Origin of the sequence: Microcoleus sp. BROC3, assembly GCF_036702515.1 — a bacterium.
GTDB lineage: Bacteria > Cyanobacteriota > Cyanobacteriia > Cyanobacteriales > Microcoleaceae > Microcoleus.
On sequence record NZ_JAUBTQ010000005.1, the window covers coordinates 55,851 to 71,573 of the forward strand.

Annotated in this window: 16 protein-coding genes; 6 read left to right on the top strand and 10 right to left on the bottom strand. The window is 46.0% G+C overall.

What is annotated here, in order from left to right; genetic code table 11:
* The coding region (locus QUB30_RS04650; RefSeq protein WP_333329729.1) for a CHAT domain-containing tetratricopeptide repeat protein at positions 1-1,850 on the top strand (1,850 nt) is incomplete at its 5' end.
* Between the two features lie 18 nt (positions 1,851-1,868).
* Here the strand turns inward: QUB30_RS04650 and QUB30_RS04655 are convergent.
* Positions 1,869-2,522, bottom strand: a complete 654-nt coding sequence (locus QUB30_RS04655) for a Crp/Fnr family transcriptional regulator (RefSeq protein ID WP_333329733.1) — start codon at positions 2,520-2,522, stop codon at positions 1,869-1,871.
* 410 nt (positions 2,523-2,932) lie between these two features.
* Here QUB30_RS04655 and hslO point away from each other — a divergent pair, with 410 nt between their 5' ends.
* From hslO to QUB30_RS04670, 3 genes are all read left to right on the top strand, one after another.
* A complete protein-coding gene (gene hslO, locus QUB30_RS04660) occupies positions 2,933-3,832 on the top strand; it encodes an Hsp33 family molecular chaperone HslO (protein ID WP_333329736.1) in 900 nt (299 codons plus the stop codon).
* Positions 3,833-4,078: 246 nt separating this feature from the next.
* Complete coding sequence (locus QUB30_RS04665) at positions 4,079-6,142, top strand: hypothetical protein (RefSeq protein WP_333329739.1); 2,064 nt, start codon at positions 4,079-4,081, stop codon at positions 6,140-6,142.
* Positions 6,143-6,201: 59 nt separating this feature from the next.
* Positions 6,202-6,612: an ester cyclase gene (locus QUB30_RS04670; RefSeq protein WP_333329742.1), complete on the top strand. Its 411-nt coding sequence runs from the start codon at positions 6,202-6,204 to the stop codon at positions 6,610-6,612.
* A 137-nt stretch (positions 6,613-6,749) separates the two neighbouring features.
* Here QUB30_RS04670 and QUB30_RS04675 read toward each other — a convergent pair whose 3' ends face one another.
* From QUB30_RS04675 to QUB30_RS04685, 3 genes are all read right to left on the bottom strand, one after another.
* On the bottom strand, positions 6,750-7,223 hold the full coding sequence (locus QUB30_RS04675) for a TspO/MBR family protein (RefSeq protein WP_333329745.1): 474 nt from the start codon (positions 7,221-7,223) through the stop codon (positions 6,750-6,752).
* A gap of 233 nt (positions 7,224-7,456) precedes the next feature.
* Positions 7,457-8,038, bottom strand: a complete 582-nt coding sequence (locus tag QUB30_RS04680; RefSeq protein ID WP_333329750.1) for a hypothetical protein — start codon at positions 8,036-8,038, stop codon at positions 7,457-7,459.
* A gap of 41 nt (positions 8,039-8,079) precedes the next feature.
* Positions 8,080-8,253: a hypothetical protein gene (locus tag QUB30_RS04685; RefSeq protein WP_333329754.1), complete on the bottom strand. Its 174-nt coding sequence runs from the start codon at positions 8,251-8,253 to the stop codon at positions 8,080-8,082.
* A gap of 154 nt (positions 8,254-8,407) precedes the next feature.
* Between QUB30_RS04685 and QUB30_RS04690 the strand changes: the two genes are divergently transcribed.
* Positions 8,408-8,722 carry a zinc ribbon domain-containing protein gene (locus QUB30_RS04690; protein ID WP_333036151.1) on the top strand — a complete coding sequence of 105 codons (315 nt, stop codon included), beginning with the start codon at positions 8,408-8,410 and terminating at the stop codon, positions 8,720-8,722.
* Between the two features lie 329 nt (positions 8,723-9,051).
* On the opposite strand, the gene QUB30_RS04695 is transcribed toward QUB30_RS04690, so the two are convergent.
* On the bottom strand, positions 9,052-9,972 hold the full coding sequence (locus QUB30_RS04695; protein WP_333329757.1) for a YkvA family protein: 921 nt from the start codon (positions 9,970-9,972) through the stop codon (positions 9,052-9,054).
* A gap of 65 nt (positions 9,973-10,037) precedes the next feature.
* Between QUB30_RS04695 and QUB30_RS04700 the strand changes: the two genes are divergently transcribed.
* Positions 10,038-10,865 carry an NAD-dependent epimerase/dehydratase family protein gene (locus QUB30_RS04700; RefSeq protein ID WP_333329760.1) on the top strand — a complete coding sequence of 276 codons (828 nt, stop codon included), beginning with the start codon at positions 10,038-10,040 and terminating at the stop codon, positions 10,863-10,865.
* Positions 10,866-11,146: 281 nt separating this feature from the next.
* On the opposite strand, the gene QUB30_RS04705 is transcribed toward QUB30_RS04700, so the two are convergent.
* The 5 genes from QUB30_RS04705 to QUB30_RS04725 all read right to left on the bottom strand — a co-directional run bounded on the left by QUB30_RS04705 (position 11,147) and on the right by QUB30_RS04725 (position 15,646).
* Positions 11,147-11,770: an SAM-dependent methyltransferase gene (locus tag QUB30_RS04705; RefSeq protein WP_333329764.1), complete on the bottom strand. Its 624-nt coding sequence runs from the start codon at positions 11,768-11,770 to the stop codon at positions 11,147-11,149.
* A 111-nt stretch (positions 11,771-11,881) separates the two neighbouring features.
* Positions 11,882-12,514, bottom strand: coding sequence for a Uma2 family endonuclease (locus QUB30_RS04710; RefSeq protein WP_333329767.1), 633 nt, complete (start codon positions 12,512-12,514; stop codon positions 11,882-11,884).
* A 209-nt stretch (positions 12,515-12,723) separates the two neighbouring features.
* On the bottom strand, positions 12,724-13,350 hold the full coding sequence (locus QUB30_RS04715) for an SAM-dependent methyltransferase (RefSeq protein WP_333329770.1): 627 nt from the start codon (positions 13,348-13,350) through the stop codon (positions 12,724-12,726).
* A 207-nt stretch (positions 13,351-13,557) separates the two neighbouring features.
* On the bottom strand, positions 13,558-14,319 hold the full coding sequence (locus QUB30_RS04720; RefSeq protein ID WP_333329773.1) for a DUF4184 family protein: 762 nt from the start codon (positions 14,317-14,319) through the stop codon (positions 13,558-13,560).
* A gap of 64 nt (positions 14,320-14,383) precedes the next feature.
* Entirely contained in the window at positions 14,384-15,646 is a 1,263-nt protein-coding gene (locus tag QUB30_RS04725) for a SufS family cysteine desulfurase (protein WP_333329777.1), read from the bottom strand.
* Positions 15,647-15,723 lie beyond the last annotated feature (77 nt).

Consider the following 15,723-nt stretch of genomic DNA (forward strand, 5'->3'; position numbering starts at 1 on the left):
GAAATCTGGGACTTGCTTACAGTAACCTCGGCGACTACGCTAAAGCGATCGAGTACCAACAGCAGTTGTTGGCGATCTCTCGAGAAATTAAAGACCGCCAAAGCGAGGGGAAAGCTCTGGGAAATCTGGGACTTGCTTACCTTTACCTGGGCGACTACGCCAAAGCGATCGAGTACACTCAGCAGTGGTTGGCGATCGCGCGAGAAATTAAAGACCGCCAAAGCGAGGGGGCGGCTCTGGGAAATCTGGGACTTGCTTACAGTAACCTCGGCGACTACGCTAAAGCGATCGAGTACCAACAGCAGTTGTTGGCGATCGCGCGAGAAATTAAAGACCGCCAAAGCGAGGGGGTGGCTCTCAACAATCTAGGATTCGCTCTCTCCAAATCTGGCAATCTCCCAGCAGCAGAGGAAACCCTACTTGATAGTATTAAAGTTTCGGAATCTCTGCGAGCTGGATTAGACGATGCCAATAAAGTGTCAATATTTGAAACCCAAACTAACCCCTACATCAATTTACAAGAAGTCTTCATTGCTCAGAAAAAGACTAATGAGGCTTTAGAAATTGCCGAACGGGGTAGAGCCAGAGCTTTTGTGGAGTTATTGGCATCTCGCCTTGCCGCATCTGCCTCTGTCACAACTACTATCAACCCGCCCAATATCCAGCAAATTCAACAAATCGCTAAAGAGCAAAACGCTACTCTCGTCGAGTATTCAACTATTGGGAATGAAGCCCTTTATATTTGGGTCATCAAGCCGACTGGTGAAATTACCTTTCGCTCCGTTGACCTCAAATCTCTGAACATCAATCTACCCGAAGCCACCGAACAGACAAGAGTATCTGCTGCTACCGGCAGGAGAGGATTAAACGAGCCAGATACAGCCTTAGCTGAGATGATTCGCGGCACTCGCGAGGCTCTGGGTGTATCGGCGGGGGACATTGCCAATAAACAAACAGCTAATCCCCCTGCTTCTACCCCTGCTAATTCTCGGATAATCTACCCCAAATTACAGCAAAGTTATCAACTACTCATTCAACCCATTGCCGATATTTTACCTACTGACCCCAATGCTCCGGTCATCTTCATTCCCCATCAATCCCTGTTTTTAGTTCCCTTTGTCGCCTTACAAGATCCGACAGGTCAATATCTGATTGAAAAACATACCATCCTCACTGCTCCCGCCATTCAAATTTTGCAGTTAACCCGCCAATCACGGCAAAAAGTCCGACAACTTTCTCTGCAAAATAATCTCGTCGTCGGCAATCCAATTATGCCCAAAATTGGCAACCCGCCGCGCCAATTAGATCCCTTACCAGGAAGCGAACAGGAAGCAATTATAATTGCCCAACTTCTGAAAAGTCAAGCGATTACAGGCTCTCAAGCCACTAAAACATCGATTACTCAACAGATGCTAAAAGCCCGGATTATTCATCTAGCAACTCATGGTTTATTTAATGAAGTGAAGAGGGGAGAGTTACCGGGAGCGATCGCCCTTGCTCCATCAGGAAATGATGACGGATTGCTGACTTCGAGCGAAATCTTGGATTTAAAATTAAATGCTGAATTAGTGGTATTAAGTGCTTGCAATACTGGCAGAGGAAAACTCACAGGTGATGGTGTGCTTGGGTTATCTCGTGCTTTAATTAGTGCTGGTGTTTCCAGTATTATCGTTTCTCTGTGGTTTGTGCCCGACGATCCGACAGCGGAATTAATGGCAGAATTCTATCGCCAATTACAGAAAAACCCGAATAAAGCTCAAGCTTTGCGGCAAGCGATGCTGATGACAATGAAGATGCACCCAAATCCGCAAGATTGGGCCGCGTTTACGCTGATTGGCGAAGCAGAATAAGATTTTTTTCGGCGCTTGCTACACTGCTTGAGGGTTGCAGCCAAACAAATCCGACCTGGACGCAAAAACATCTTTGTTAAGAATTAAATGCCGAGATCCATCTCGACTGATTAACCCTTGCTGCTGCAATTTTCCCAGCATTCGAGTTACTGTTACCCGCGTCGTGCAAATCGCATTAGCAATATCTTGATGTGTCAAGCGGATATTCAAACGAGTTCCCTCAACCACAGGCTGACCGAATTCCTGTTGCAATAATAGCAGTAGCTGATACAAACGGTCATCTACTCGCCGCTGTCCGGCGATCGCCAAAATTGCTTCCATTTGCCGCAGCCGCCGTACCATTTGAGGCAGCAACTCGTGAGCCAATTGAGGAGAAGCTTCGATTTCCACCATAGAATACCACATCAAATAAATATCTGATGTCGCCGTAGCTCGGTAAGTCTGCAAGCTTGTCAACCACAAACCGAAGCACATCGAAGGCCCAACCCAACCCAAAAGTCCTTCTTCCCCGTTTGGATAAAGCGTACTCAGTTGTGCTAGACCTTGACAGACTCGCCAAAGACCTTGCGACATCATAGGAATGGTTTCACCCTTGGCATAAAAATGCAAGTTTCGAGTTGCTCCTGTGTTATGCTGGACTTCCGCTAAAAGTGCTTTGGATGTTGGTGGCATATCCGTTATTTCCAGCTAAAAAACACTGGTCTGAGACCTACGCATCTCACTCTACCCGACAAAGGTAAAGGTTTGGTAATCGTCTGGTTAGCGCCAAGATAAGCTTTAGTTATTAGTCATTAGTTGTCAGTCATTAGTTGTTATAAAATGAGTGAGAAGACGGTGGATTATGGAAAATAAATGCACTCGTTATTCCGGGCATCTTAAATACATATTTAAGTGGAAGAATGAATCAGAATATTTGTTAATAAATAGTGGGTCGCTCAAGGTTTTATAGAAAACAGAGGCGAGTTCTGAAGCTCGATCGCACTTCCAGGCCCGCCGAGTCAACTGCTGCTATCTGCTGCCACAATTTTCAAGAACTTCTAAAATAGTTCAAGAAGGTATCAAAAGACAAAGTAAGGTTTTTCATGGCCGATCAATTAATTCGCGCTACAGCCGCAGAGGGCGGAATTCGCGCTGTAGGCGTCATTTCCACCCGCCTCACCGAAGAAGCAAGACGGCGGCACAAGCTCTCCTACGTGGCTACAGCCGCCCTCGGCCGCACGATGTCGGCGGGGCTGTTACTCGCCTCCAGCATGAAACGCCCCGAATCGAGAGTCAACATTCGCATCAAGGGAGATGGGCCGCTGGGCGGGCTTCTGATTGATGCGGGACTGGATGGAACGGTTCGAGGTTATGTGGACAATCCCGGAGTGGAATTGCCGCCGAATGCTAAAGGCAAACTCGATGTCGGCGGGGCAATAGGTGACGGTTATTTGTACGTGGTGCGGGACGTTGGATACGGCTTCCCTTACTCAAGTACGGTAGAATTGGTTTCCGGCGAAATAGGCGACGATCTGAGTCACTATTTGGCAACCTCGGAGCAGACGCCTTCGGCTCTGGTGTTGGGGGTGTTTGTGGGGGCGGGCGGGGTGGAAGCGTCTGGGGGTGTGCTGTTGCAGGTTCTGCCGAAGGCGGCAACGGACGAACAACTGATGCAAACTTTAGAATCTAGAGTTGCTGCACTGTCGGGCTTTACGCCGCTGCTGCGATCCGGCAAAACGCTGCACGAGATTCTCGAAGAGTTACTGGGAGATATGGGTCTGGAAATTTTCCCGGAAACTCAGATGGTGCGCTTTCACTGCGGCTGTTCGTTCGATCGAGTTTTGGGAGCTTTGAAAATGTTGGGCGAAGCGGAATTGCAAGACATGATTGAAAAAGATGGCGGGGCTGAGGCTACGTGCCATTTCTGCAACGAGGTTTACAAAGCTAACAGCGACCAACTTGCGGAACTCATCGGCGATTTGCGCTCGAACTCCGGTTCTTGAGATAATAATTGGTAATTGGCAATCAGGAGTGCGAGTTGGGGATAAAGGCCTTGACCAATTGCCAATTACCAATTATCAATTACCTAATCACAAAATTTTGATTTTTGCGGTTTGGCGATCGCCTCTTGTAGTCTTTCGCCTGCAGGAGTATTTAAAAGTGATGAATACATTCTATAGAGCAGTCAATAGCAGCGATCGCTGTTTTGAAATAATTAAGACAGGCTGGTTGTTGTTTGTGGTGAGGATATGAGTCAAGATCGCAAAACATCAGGCCGTTGGTCTGCATCAGAATCCTTGGATTCAACAAAGGATACTTCATCGCTGGTGCGGCTACCAGCAAGGAAAAACCGGGCTGAACGACTTAAAGAGCTCCGAGAATTGGTTACTTCGGGAAAACTGCCGGGAGGGCATCTGGAACTACCGCCAAATTTGTCTGGGGAAAACTCGCAGCGGCGGGGGGAACACAATCCGTTGTGGCGGAGCTGGTCGAATAAGTGGCAGTTTTGGCTGGCGGTGAGTTTGATCCTGTCGGTGGGTATGGGGTTTGTGGCACTTGCATCTTTGCTCAACCTGACATCGCAGTCGAATTGCTCAAAGATTTTTTGGCCGACGGCTTCTGCTAACGATCGCTTTTTTTGCGCTCAAGAAGCAGCAAGCAAGCGGACGGCGGATGATTTGCTCAGGGCGATCGAATTAGTTAATGCTTTGCCAAAAGACCATCCGCTGCGGCCGAGAATTAACGGTCAAATCGAGCGGTGGTCGGAGGATATTCTCAGGCTGGGAAATGCTAGTTTCCAAGAAGGAAAGCTGGAGGAGGCGATTGCGATTGCTCGCAAGGTTCCTCAAGACGTTCCCGCTTACCCGAGGGTGGAAAAGCAGATTGAAAAGTGGCAGTCGATATGGATCGATGCAGAGAAAATTTACCGCACGGCCGAAGACCACTTGCGTAAGGAAGAGTGGACGCTGGCTTTCCGGCAAGCTACTTTGCTTTTGGATTTGGGCAATACTTTCTGGGAATCGACTAAGTACGAGGAATTGACTAAGCTCATTCAGACGACTCGGACTGAGGGCAATAAGTTGGTAAAAGCCCGGAATACAGCGGCAGAGGGAGGGCTCGACAATCTGGTGATGGGGATTAAGCTGGCTCAGGGAATTGGTCAAAACAGTTATTTGTATCAAGCTGCCAATAAGGCGATCGCGGAATTTAGCAAGAAAATTATCCAGATCGCGCAAAAACGCTTGCAGGCAGGGGATTGGGAGCAGGCGATCGCGATTGCTGACAAGATTCCCGACACTGCAAATTTAAGGGAACAAGTTGAGGATTTTAAACAATTGGCGAATGCTACTGCTCAGGCTTTGAGCGGCTCAGTTGAGGGTTTGTCCAAGGCGATCGAGATCGCTCAAAAGTTGAATTCTGGTCGCCCTTTGTACAAACAAGCTCAAGATTTAGTCGGCCGCTGGCAGCAAGAAATGGCTGATGTGAAAGTTTTGGATTTGGCAAGCAGGCTGGCGGCACCGGGAGGGGTAAATGATTTGAGGGCTGCGATCGGGCAATTGCAAACAGTCCCCCAATCAAATCCCCGCTATGAGGAAGCTCGCAGTCAAATTAGCCGCTTGAGCCGTCAAATCGAGCTGCTCGAAGACAGTCCGTATTTGCAAAGAGCGAACGATTTGGCGAGTACGGGCGATCCGAATGCTCTCGAGGCCGCCGTTGCTCAAGCTTCTCGGATCGCTCAAGGTAGGGCGCTTTACGTGGAAGCTCAAACCAAAATTCAAGCTTGGATCGAGAGGAGACAGCGACTTGTTGACCAGCCGTTTTTGGATAGAGCTCAGCAGCTAGCGGCGGGGGGCAATTTGGCGGAGGCAATTGAGATGGCCCGCCGGATTCGATCGGGACGGGTGCTTTATGAGGAAGCTCGATCGAACATTCGGACTTGGGAGGCTCAATTTCAGGGCGAGCAAGGTTTGCAGAACGCCCGTCAGGTCGCCCGAGCGGGGACTGCTGACGCTCTGCAAACGGCAATTTCCCTGGCTCTTCAGGTGCCGGAGTCTAGTTCGCTCCGGTGGCAGGCGAGCGAGGCGATTGATGAGTGGAGCCAGCGGATTTTGGCGCTTGGTGTGGAACAGTCGTCGTCGGATCTGGCTGGGGCGATCGCGACTTTGAAGAAAATTCCCTCGGGTACTCGGGCTTTTGAGCAAGCTCGATCGCAAATCCAAGTTTGGGAGGAGTCGCTGAATCCTCCGGCGGCTGAATCTCCCCCTCCCGAACCGCCGGAAACTGAGCCTCCGAGCAGCCCTCCGAGTCGGTAAATTTGAGCGGGAGAAGCTGCTAACTAATATCTTTACTTATCAGTATTAGGGAACCAAAAATGAAAACGCCCAAGCAAGTTCTCCAAGACTGGGTTTCTGCTTATAACGCTCGTGACCCTCACGCCCTTATCGAGCTTTATCACGACGATGCAGAGAACCATCAAGTTGCCTTTGGCGATCCTCTAAACGGGCGTGAGGCATTGCTTGAGAGTTTTGTTACCTTCTTCCAAGCTTTTCCAGACAATTACACGCACGTTGAGAATTTGTTTGAGGATGGCGAGTGGGCGATCGTCGAGTGGACTGGTGGCGGCACCTTTCTAGGTGAGTTTGGTGGCAACCTACCAACTGGCAAAAGTTTTACCCTGCAAGGCTGTGGCTTCTTTCATGTTGTTGATGGCAAAATCCATTTTCAACGCGGTTACATAGACAAGCACACTTGGTTCATGCAGCTTGGGCTACCGATATCATAAGCTTCGAGTTGTGCAACTGTACAATTATTTCGCATCAAGTCTTTGCTCACTAAAACCTGCGTTGCAGGTAGATACTACCGAAAAACGGTGCTTTTTCCTGATGCTTGCCATCCCATTAAAATGACTAATTCCAGAGCCTAAACATCCGCCGGGTTGAGGTGCATCATTGCCCAAGTGGTGTAAGTGCCGATCGGACTCCAAAGTATGTAAGGCAGCAATAACAGGGCGGCAGATTCGGAAACTTGCAACACACTTAAAGCTAGTATTACGCTTAAAATAGCGCCCGTTCCGCCGATTATTGTGCCGACTTTTAGGCTCCTAACTTTGCACATAACCGAGGTGTAAGATATGGTTACTATTTCTAAAAGCAGGTACAAACCCATTCTCAGCCAAGTCTCCTGAGTTCCCGGTTCTTTTTCCCAAACAATCACTGCTGACCAAGCTGCACAAATAAAAATTACTGTCCAAATTAGGGGAATTGCTTTTTCAAATACTAGCCATCTCGGACGCTGCAAGCGGTTGAACCATTGGATGTCGCTGGGCGCGATTATGTTAGCGGCTAAAGCTACTACAAAGGCTACTCCTCCAATTACCATCCATGATTTAATCATTTATCTACCTTTGGCTAGATTTACGGCTGAGATTAAACATATATTTTAGGTAATAACCGCGCAAAATACATCTGCATCCAGTCTTAAATTTATAATTCACAGGTAATTTAGAGTTCTTGAAAACAGTAAATTTATTGGCTTCACAGTCCTGGACGCAGAACTTAATTATGTAGGGTGCGCCTAGCGCACCTTACCGCTATAATTCGCGCTTAGTCTTTCAACTAAATATGCAGCTAGCCGAGGCGGTGATGCTGTTCTAATTCTAAACTAGAGTCGTCATCTTTTTTGGGAACCAGAAGCGTATTTTCGCTGCTCGGTTGCAACACGGCTTTAATAACTTGGAGAAAACGGTTAGGCTTTTTAGTTTGACCGTTGAGACTGCGGCGGTCTTTCACTTTTTTAGACAGGTGGCGCATCACAGATAAATCGAGTTCATCTATGAAATGGTCTGCTATACGTTCTCCCATTAAATCAATAGCTTCAGAATACTGATCGGTTAGCTTTTCTATGGCATCGTATGCTTCGTCAGCAACTTGACTTGCTACTGTTTTACTTTGGTCGCCTGATGTTTGAGAATGGCTGCGGCGTCTGTCTAAAAGACTTTGGTAGTCAGCAATACTCATTCCCAAATTGTAAAGATGGTGGTGAGCATGATCTATCAAATCTACTTCACTGGGATAGAAGAAACCGCGAGTGCTGTTGATGCCGTGCAGTTTTGCCCAACGCCGCAGAATTGTCTCATCTTGCAGTTGATATCGCTCCAACATTTGAGCTGTATTCAGCTCTACTTCTGGCGTAACTTTGAAATCGCTCATCGGTAAATCCTCGCTAGTGAGTAGATAAATAAAATTGAAACTTAGAATCTGTGATTTGCGTACAGTCTGAAAATCACGATCGATCCTTTGACAACATTGAGCGAAGTCTTGCGGGCATTTGCTAGCCGTCGATCGTGCGATCGTTCGATCGAGTCAGAGGATTTCAGGGTAGGGTACTTTTGGGCTTTGTCTCGATCGCATCCGGGAGCAAGCACACTGGGTTAATAATATAGCTGATTTAGTGTTTTAACAATCATTAAAAATAGTAAAGTTTGATTTTTGGGGTTGAATTTTTAGTAAGGTTGAGCTATAATATTCTCCATAACCGTGCAATTAGTAATTTTAGTAGTTGCAAACGAGATTCTTAGTATGCCTGTATACGATTATTTGTGTCCCGAAAACAACCAGCAGTTAGAAGTGTGGCACAGCATGAACCTGGAAGTTTCGACTTGGGGCCAACTTTGCGAGTTGGCTAAGTGCGAACCCGGGGAGACTCCCGCAGATGCTCCGGTACGCCGACTGCTGAGCGCTCCGAGATTGATGAAGCCGACATCCGACACCGATTATAAAAATTCGGGTTTTAGCAAGTACGTGAAGCGGGATGAAGGGGTTTATGAAAATGTCACGGCTAAGGATGGTGAAAGCCGTATTGTCAATCGAGATGGCAAGCCGATTAAAGACTGAGAATCCACAATAATCAAGTAGGGACACGGCATTGCCGTGTCCTGTATTTCTGCCGTGTCTGTATTTGATAAACAGTCATGGACGGACGCTAACAAACAAAAACCGCTCGATCGTTGTCGCGATCGAGCGTATATGACCAAATTACGTGCAGAGACCGGGTTTTTGCGTCCAGGAGCGATCAAATTGAAAACTGCTATGTTATTCAAATTAAGACTTACGCACGATTGTTGAGAAACCTGGTTTTTTTACTACGAAAAGACGCCTAAGATTGGCAGGTTATATTATGCCGATGCAGGCGGAAACAATACGCTCTACCGGACATAAGATGATTAGCCAAACCAATCTTTCATTTTTTGTTTGGCTTGTTCTTTAGTATCAGCATTAATGTAGACTGAAACAGTAGCGATCGCCGCCAGCAACAATCCTAAATCATCTGTATATCCCAAGCCGGGTAATATATCGGGAATCGCATCAAGAGGAGAGATAAAATAGGTCAAAGCTCCAACAATAACAGTTTTTGCCCAAGCAGGGACCTTTGGGTTCTGAGTCGCATAGTAGAGAATCAAAGCTTTTTCTACTACTTCTCTTCCTGCGGTTAAAGCAAAGTTTTTAAGTTTAGCCCAAAAATTTTCCTCGGAGTATTTCATATGAGAATCACTGAGGTTGGTTGTAGTTTTTTTGGGATCGATTAAATCGAGAGGAATTCCCTTATTTTTGAGCTCGGAAATACCGGCATTGAACGAGGCTGATGCCTGATTTTGATTGGGCGCGGCTTCCCGTATTTGTTTCATGTCTGCGAGGAATTCCTGCATGGCTTGGATTTGCAAATCTGAAACCGCAAGCAGTTTTTTTGCGGATTGGATCGCCTCGCTTTCTCCGCGATGCAGCGTCTTATTTGCCCACGCAATGTTAATTAAAAAATACATGACTCCCAAACGCAGCGGTTCTGCTGATTGGCTGAGTGTTTGCAAACAGTCGCTGAGTGATGGGGGACTGGCTGTGTATGAGTGGATTTGAGTCTTTGCGGAGTCAGAAAACTTGTCTAAATTTATGGTTTTAAACAACAAATCTAATTCGTCAATATCAACGGCACCATCGGCGGCTGCGATCCCAAACAAAGAACCATAAAAAGCTAAAAGTTCGCTTTCTGAGGAGGTGGCAAAAATATCTCTCTCGGACACGATGCTACTCCGATCGCTGACGACGCTTTGCATTTTATCATAAAACTCAGCTCGCCATAATTTCGGCACCCGCATTCAAGGGCTGCGGAAACCGGCAATAATTTTAGAGAACATCACACCATGGAGAATTTTGTATGAAAGTTGCGATCGTCGGCTGCGGCTATGTGGGTACTGCGACAGCCAAACATTTACGCGGCAAATCTGATTGTACCGTGACGGCGACAACTACGACGGCAACCCGAGTAGTTGAGTTGGAGGGTGTCGCGCAGCGGGTGGCTGTTGTCAAGGGAAATGACAAAGATGCGATCGCTTCTGTACTGCAAGAACAAGATGCTGTTATGCTGTGCGTAGGTGCTCCCAATTCTGATACTTATCAGGAGAGTTATTTAGATACGGCGACTACTTTGGTATCGGTTTTAAAGCAGATACCGACAGTAAAACAGGTTATTTATACGGGTACTTATTCTGTGTATGGCGATCGCAAAGGTGAAGTGGTAAATGAAGAGTCACCAGTCGCACCTGCTAACCCAAACGGTGAAATTATGGCAGAAACAGAACGGGTTTTATTAGCAGCATCTAGTCCAAATCTTCACGTCTGCATTCTCCGTTTGGGAGGAATTTATGGGCCCGGGCGAGAATTAGTTAAAATTTTTGGACGTTGGGCTGGGAGCACTCGTCCCGGTGCGGGGGAAGATGCTACTAATTGGGTGCATCGAGATGATGTTGTTGGGGGGTTAACTTTTGCTTTGGAAAATCGATTGCAGGGAATTTATAATTTAGTCGGGGATGTGTCGCTGTCGAGTCGCGAATTACTCGATCGCATTTTTGAAACTCACAATTTGCCGCCAGCTTCTTGGGATAAATCTGTTACCAGCGTGCGGCCTTATAATGCGAGGGTGTCGAATCAAAAGATTAAGGCGGCTGGTTATCAATTTATCCATCCTGAAATTAGGGAGTATTAATAGAGGAGTGAATGGCGTCATTGAGGGCGATCGCTTTTTGTTTATGTTCGCAATTTACAAGGCTATCGCTCTTTGATTTATATCAAGTCCGGTCAATAATTCACAATAATATTGTTGGAGATCGCTCGGTGCTGACCTTTGAGGAAGTCCTCACTACAAACTTAATTAATTATAATTATTGACGCGGACTTGATATTATTGACAGATAAAGGCCAAGAAATAAAGGGTGTTCCCGAACTAATTGTAGATGCACTCTCTGGAAAATTATCCGCTGGTATCATTTACAACCGCTGAAACAAATCCATCCGATAGCGTTTGTGATGGCGCGCTAAATCTAGCATCAAAAAACGTTTGCGTGGGTCTCCAAGATGCTTCAAAAACTGTGCGGAATCTTGGATAAAGGTATCGTGAACAATCTCGCCATTCAAGATAAAACTTTCCACTGGGAACCGATATTGAACCATCAGCAGATAACCTCCCGGAAGTAAGCTGTCAATAATTTTTTGCTTGGTTTCCAGGAGGTCTTCCATTGTCAAATAACAGCCCACTTCTGAAAAGAGAATTAAATCAAACTTCTCTGTGGGGAACTGCTGGGGTATCTGCATCTTCTCAAACTGCACCTGTGGGAGATCGGCGCAGCGTTTTCGTGCTTCTTCTAATCCGATATCCGAACAATCTACAGAAAGCAATCTGTCACACTTGGGGGCGAGTTTCTGCGTCAGTACACCTATGGCACATCCAATTTCAAAAGCATTTTTGAATTGGACTTTTGGCAAAGCTCTGATAGTTGCTCGGAATTTACTGATTTCATAAAAACTCGATGTGTATCCCCAAGGATCGGGACTCCCTCGGTAGGTTTCATCAAAGAAACTGGATGGTACTGATTTCTGTTCTGAAGGCGTCATGGTTAATCTCTCGAAGTTAAATGACCTCTAAGTAAATATACCAAAAAAATCGAGCGATTGCTTGCCTCTATTCGGGAATTTTGCTTTGGCGTGCGATCGATATTGACACTTTTATATTTTCCCCTTAACCCAAGTTCTAAAAGATTTCAGCAAACTAATTTCCCCTATCGTTTGAGTGCGATCGAAAAACCCAGCCATTTCTGCTACCGATACAAACGGAAAAGCCACACTGAATTCCCGCTCAATATATTCTCTCTCTACCAACTGATAAAGTTTCAAAATTTCCCCATTATATATCCAAACTTCCGGGACGCGAAGTGCTGAGTAAATTCCCAACTTATTAAGTGAACTGCTGGTAATATCTATTTCAATTGCCAAGTCGGGCGGTGGGGCAGTTTCTAAGTCTAGTTCTTGCCTGCCTCTAACGGCTGGTTCACTTTGGATATAATAGCAATTGTCAGGTTCTATACCCTTTTTAGCCTGTTCTTGCTTGAGAGTCATCGATCCAGCACTTTTGATTTCAATGCCGAGTTCTTCTGCTAAAATGAAAATGAAGCGATCCGACTGAATCTTGGGATTTTCATGTTCGTATAAAGGACTCATAATTTCCAACATCCCGTTATCATAAGCTATGCGATAACCTCGGCGATTGCCTATTTCCTTGAGCAACGTTTCAAAGGTTGACCAGCTAATGTTTTCTAGCAGTGTTCTTTGTTCGGCTAAACTTGAAGCAGTAGTAATCATCTCAAAATCTCCTTGAGCTGAGCAAACTCTAGTTTTATTTTTTGATCGCAGGTAATGCTGGCGTTTGTCAAAATACATCGGATAGATAGGGTAAGTGCGATGCCGCACTTTTTTTTACCGCCAATCCTTGAGGATTAATGCGACAAAAAAAAGTGCGATCTACCGCTAATTGTCCATACACCATCTTTGAATTTATTTGCTTATATCATTTACAAACGCTGAAACAAATCCATCCGATAGCGTTTGTGATGGCGCGCTAAATCTAGCATGAAAAACTTTTTGCGCGGGTCGCCAAGATGTTTCAAAAACTGTGCCGAATTTTGGATAAAGGTGTCGTGAACAGTCTCCCCATCCAGGATAAAATAATCCCCCGCTGTCCAGCGATAATGAACCATCAAGAGATATCCCCCCGGAAGTAAGTGGTCAATAATTTTTTGTTTAGTTTCCAGGAGGTCTTCGAGTGTCAAGAAAAAGCCAACTTCTGAGAATAAAATCAAATCGAAATTCTCAGTGGGGAACTGCTGGGGTATCTGCATCTGCTCAAACCGCACCTGTGGGAGATTGCTACAGCGTTTACGCGCTTCCACTAATCCTACTTCTGAATAATCTACTGCGAGCAGTCTGTCACACTTTGTGGCTAGTTGCTCCGTGAGTACACCGATTGCACAGGCGATTTCAAAAGCATTTTTGAATTGGACTTTTGGCAAAGCTCTGATAGTTGCTCGAAATTTACTGATTTCATTAAAATTCGATGTGTATCCCCAAGGATCTGAATTATCGCGGAAGGTTTCATCAAAGATGCTGGATGGTGTGGATTGCTGTTCTGAAGGTTTCATCGTAAACCTCTGTAAGTTAAATGTTATTGAACTAAATATATTACAAAAAACATCCCGAATTGTCAACTTCTTTATCACATTCTGGTTTCGTGTAAAGTCGCTCTTTTTTTTGACCGCAGATGCAGGCTGATTGACGCTGATGAACGCGGATGTCAGAAATGGCGATCGAATCACCTACCCTCTAGAATTTTTCCTCTCACCCAAGTTCTAATTTAATTGCTGAAAACCTTTGATATTCCAGAATACAGCCGAGTACAATAAACAACCGAGAAATAACCCAGAAATAGAACCAATAACTGCTCTAACAACTATGCCAGAAAAACTTCCATCCTCAGCTATGTGCAACTTTACAGCAATTAATGCCAAGATACAAGAGGTCAGCAAAATGCAGCTCGTTGCTAATAGTTTCCAGCGCACAGGCAGCGCTTGTTTACTTTGGCGAGGTTGAGTTTTTAGCAACCACACCAAGAACCAAATCGACAAACCGCAGAGTCCGAATATGCCACTTCCATATTGAAGTAATTTGTAAAGTGGCAGGGAGACAACATGAAATTGCAGCAATGGAACTCTGACGACAAACCACCCAGTTGAATGAGTGAATTCATCCCACAAAATATGACTTATTCCCCCGATCGCGATCGAGGCTATAATTATTAAAAATTGCGATAAGGGGAAGAGCGAGTATCGCCTTATTGGTGGCAGTCGATCGGCTACGTGCGAGGGAGCAAGCGCCAGTAGCGGATACTTTAAAACCCAGTGAAACACTAGCAAAAGAACTAGCGAACAGGGCAAACCTTCGATGAATACTCCTGGCAAACTGTGACCGATCGCTCTGACTGGTTTCAGGGCGATAAAATATTGCAAATCCGGTATCATTGTCCCAATCGCGAGAGCTAACAGATCCAATTTTCGTTTAGATAGCAACCAGATTGGAACTGCTGCGATCGGATGTGCGAGTGTAAAAGGCATTCTGCTAAACTTAACCGTGAAAAAAATTTGGTAACTGAGGTGGGCAAATACCCACCCCACAAACTTACCCCATAATCCCAGCAAAAAAGTCGATCGTCTCTTTCAACGCTTTCACAAACACATCAATCTCCTCGCGAGTATTGTAAAAATACAAACTCGCCCGCGCCGTAGATGAAACGTTCAAATAGCGGTGCAAAGCTTGCGTGCAGTGATGCCCGGAACGAATCGCAACTCCCTCCTGATCTAACATGGTAGACAAGTCTTGAGAGTGAATTTCTCCGGCTGTAAATGCCGCCAAAGCTGCCCTACCTTCGCCGTTGCTGTCTGGCTGCGGCCCGTAAATTTTGATTTCGGGAATTTGCCGCAATTGTTGGAACATATAAGCAGTCAATTCTGCTTCGCAAGCGTGAATCTTATCCATGCCAATGTTACTAAGATAATCGACTGCTGCACCGAGGGCGATCGCCTCGCCGATTGCAGGAGTGCCGGCCTCAAATTTGTGCGGCAAATCGGCATAGGTGGAATAATCGAGAAACACGTCAGCAATCATCTCGCCGCCGCCGAAAAACGGAGGCATTTCTCTCAGCAAGTCCAGTTTACCGTACAGAAAACCGATGCCAGTCGGAGCGCACATTTTGTGACCGGAAGCAACCAGCCAATCGCAATCTATTGCTTGCACGTCTACTATCATGTGCGGCACGCTTTGGCAAGCATCTATTAAAACCCTTGCGCCGACACTGTGGGCAATTTTGCAGATTTCTTTTACTGGACTGATGCAGCCCAAAGTATTAGAAACGTGAACGGTTGACACCAACTTAGTTTTATGGGAAATCAGGGTTTTAAACTGTTCCAAATCAAACTCGTTAGTTTCCGTTAACTCGACAAACTTCAGCACCGCACCGGTTCTTTGAGCCATCATTTGCCAGGGAACTAGATTGCTGTGGTGTTCCATTACCGACAGGATAATTTCATCTCCAGCTTGCAGATTGCTCAAGCCCCAAGAATAAGCAACCAAATTAATCGCTTCGGTGGCGTTGCGAGTATAAACAATTTCTTGCCGCGACGCCGCATTTACAAACGCCGCAACTTTGTCTCTAGCACCTTCGTAAGCATCAGTAGCTTTGGCGCTGAGAGTGTGAGCTCCCCGGTGGACGTTAGAATTGTATTTCTCGTAGTAGTCGCGCCAAGCATTGATGACAGCTAGAGGTTTTTGAGAAGTAGCTGCATTGTCTAAATAAACTAGCGGTTTACCGTTGACTTTTTCATTCAAAATTGGGAAGTCGCCACGCACTTTTGATGCAAGTGTTTTTTCTTGAATAAGTGTCATAAATTTCAGAAGTTAATAATGATTTGGGCCCGGTTGTTGCTGATTCTGGGCGGGCTAGAAGCCCACCCCACAAGAAC

Bases quoted from the DNA above. Each gene is read 5' to 3' on its own strand.
- QUB30_RS04655 (WP_333329733.1), bottom strand. From the start codon at position 2,522: ATGCCACCAACATCCAAAGCACTTTTAGCGGAAGTCCAGCATAACACA.
- hslO (WP_333329736.1), top strand. From the start codon at position 2,933: ATGGCCGATCAATTAATTCGCGCTACAGCCGCAGAGGGCGGAATTCGC.
- QUB30_RS04665 (WP_333329739.1), top strand. From the start codon at position 4,079: ATGAGTCAAGATCGCAAAACATCAGGCCGTTGGTCTGCATCAGAATCC.
- QUB30_RS04670 (WP_333329742.1), top strand. From the start codon at position 6,202: ATGAAAACGCCCAAGCAAGTTCTCCAAGACTGGGTTTCTGCTTATAAC.
- QUB30_RS04675 (WP_333329745.1), bottom strand. From the start codon at position 7,223: ATGATTAAATCATGGATGGTAATTGGAGGAGTAGCCTTTGTAGTAGCT.
- QUB30_RS04680 (WP_333329750.1), bottom strand. From the start codon at position 8,038: ATGAGCGATTTCAAAGTTACGCCAGAAGTAGAGCTGAATACAGCTCAA.
- QUB30_RS04690 (WP_333036151.1), top strand. From the start codon at position 8,408: ATGCCTGTATACGATTATTTGTGTCCCGAAAACAACCAGCAGTTAGAA.
- QUB30_RS04700 (WP_333329760.1), top strand. From the start codon at position 10,038: ATGAAAGTTGCGATCGTCGGCTGCGGCTATGTGGGTACTGCGACAGCC.
- QUB30_RS04705 (WP_333329764.1), bottom strand. From the start codon at position 11,770: ATGACGCCTTCAGAACAGAAATCAGTACCATCCAGTTTCTTTGATGAA.
- QUB30_RS04710 (WP_333329767.1), bottom strand. From the start codon at position 12,514: ATGATTACTACTGCTTCAAGTTTAGCCGAACAAAGAACACTGCTAGAA.
- QUB30_RS04715 (WP_333329770.1), bottom strand. From the start codon at position 13,350: ATGAAACCTTCAGAACAGCAATCCACACCATCCAGCATCTTTGATGAA.
- QUB30_RS04720 (WP_333329773.1), bottom strand. From the start codon at position 14,319: ATGCCTTTTACACTCGCACATCCGATCGCAGCAGTTCCAATCTGGTTG.
- QUB30_RS04725 (WP_333329777.1), bottom strand. From the start codon at position 15,646: ATGACACTTATTCAAGAAAAAACACTTGCATCAAAAGTGCGTGGCGAC.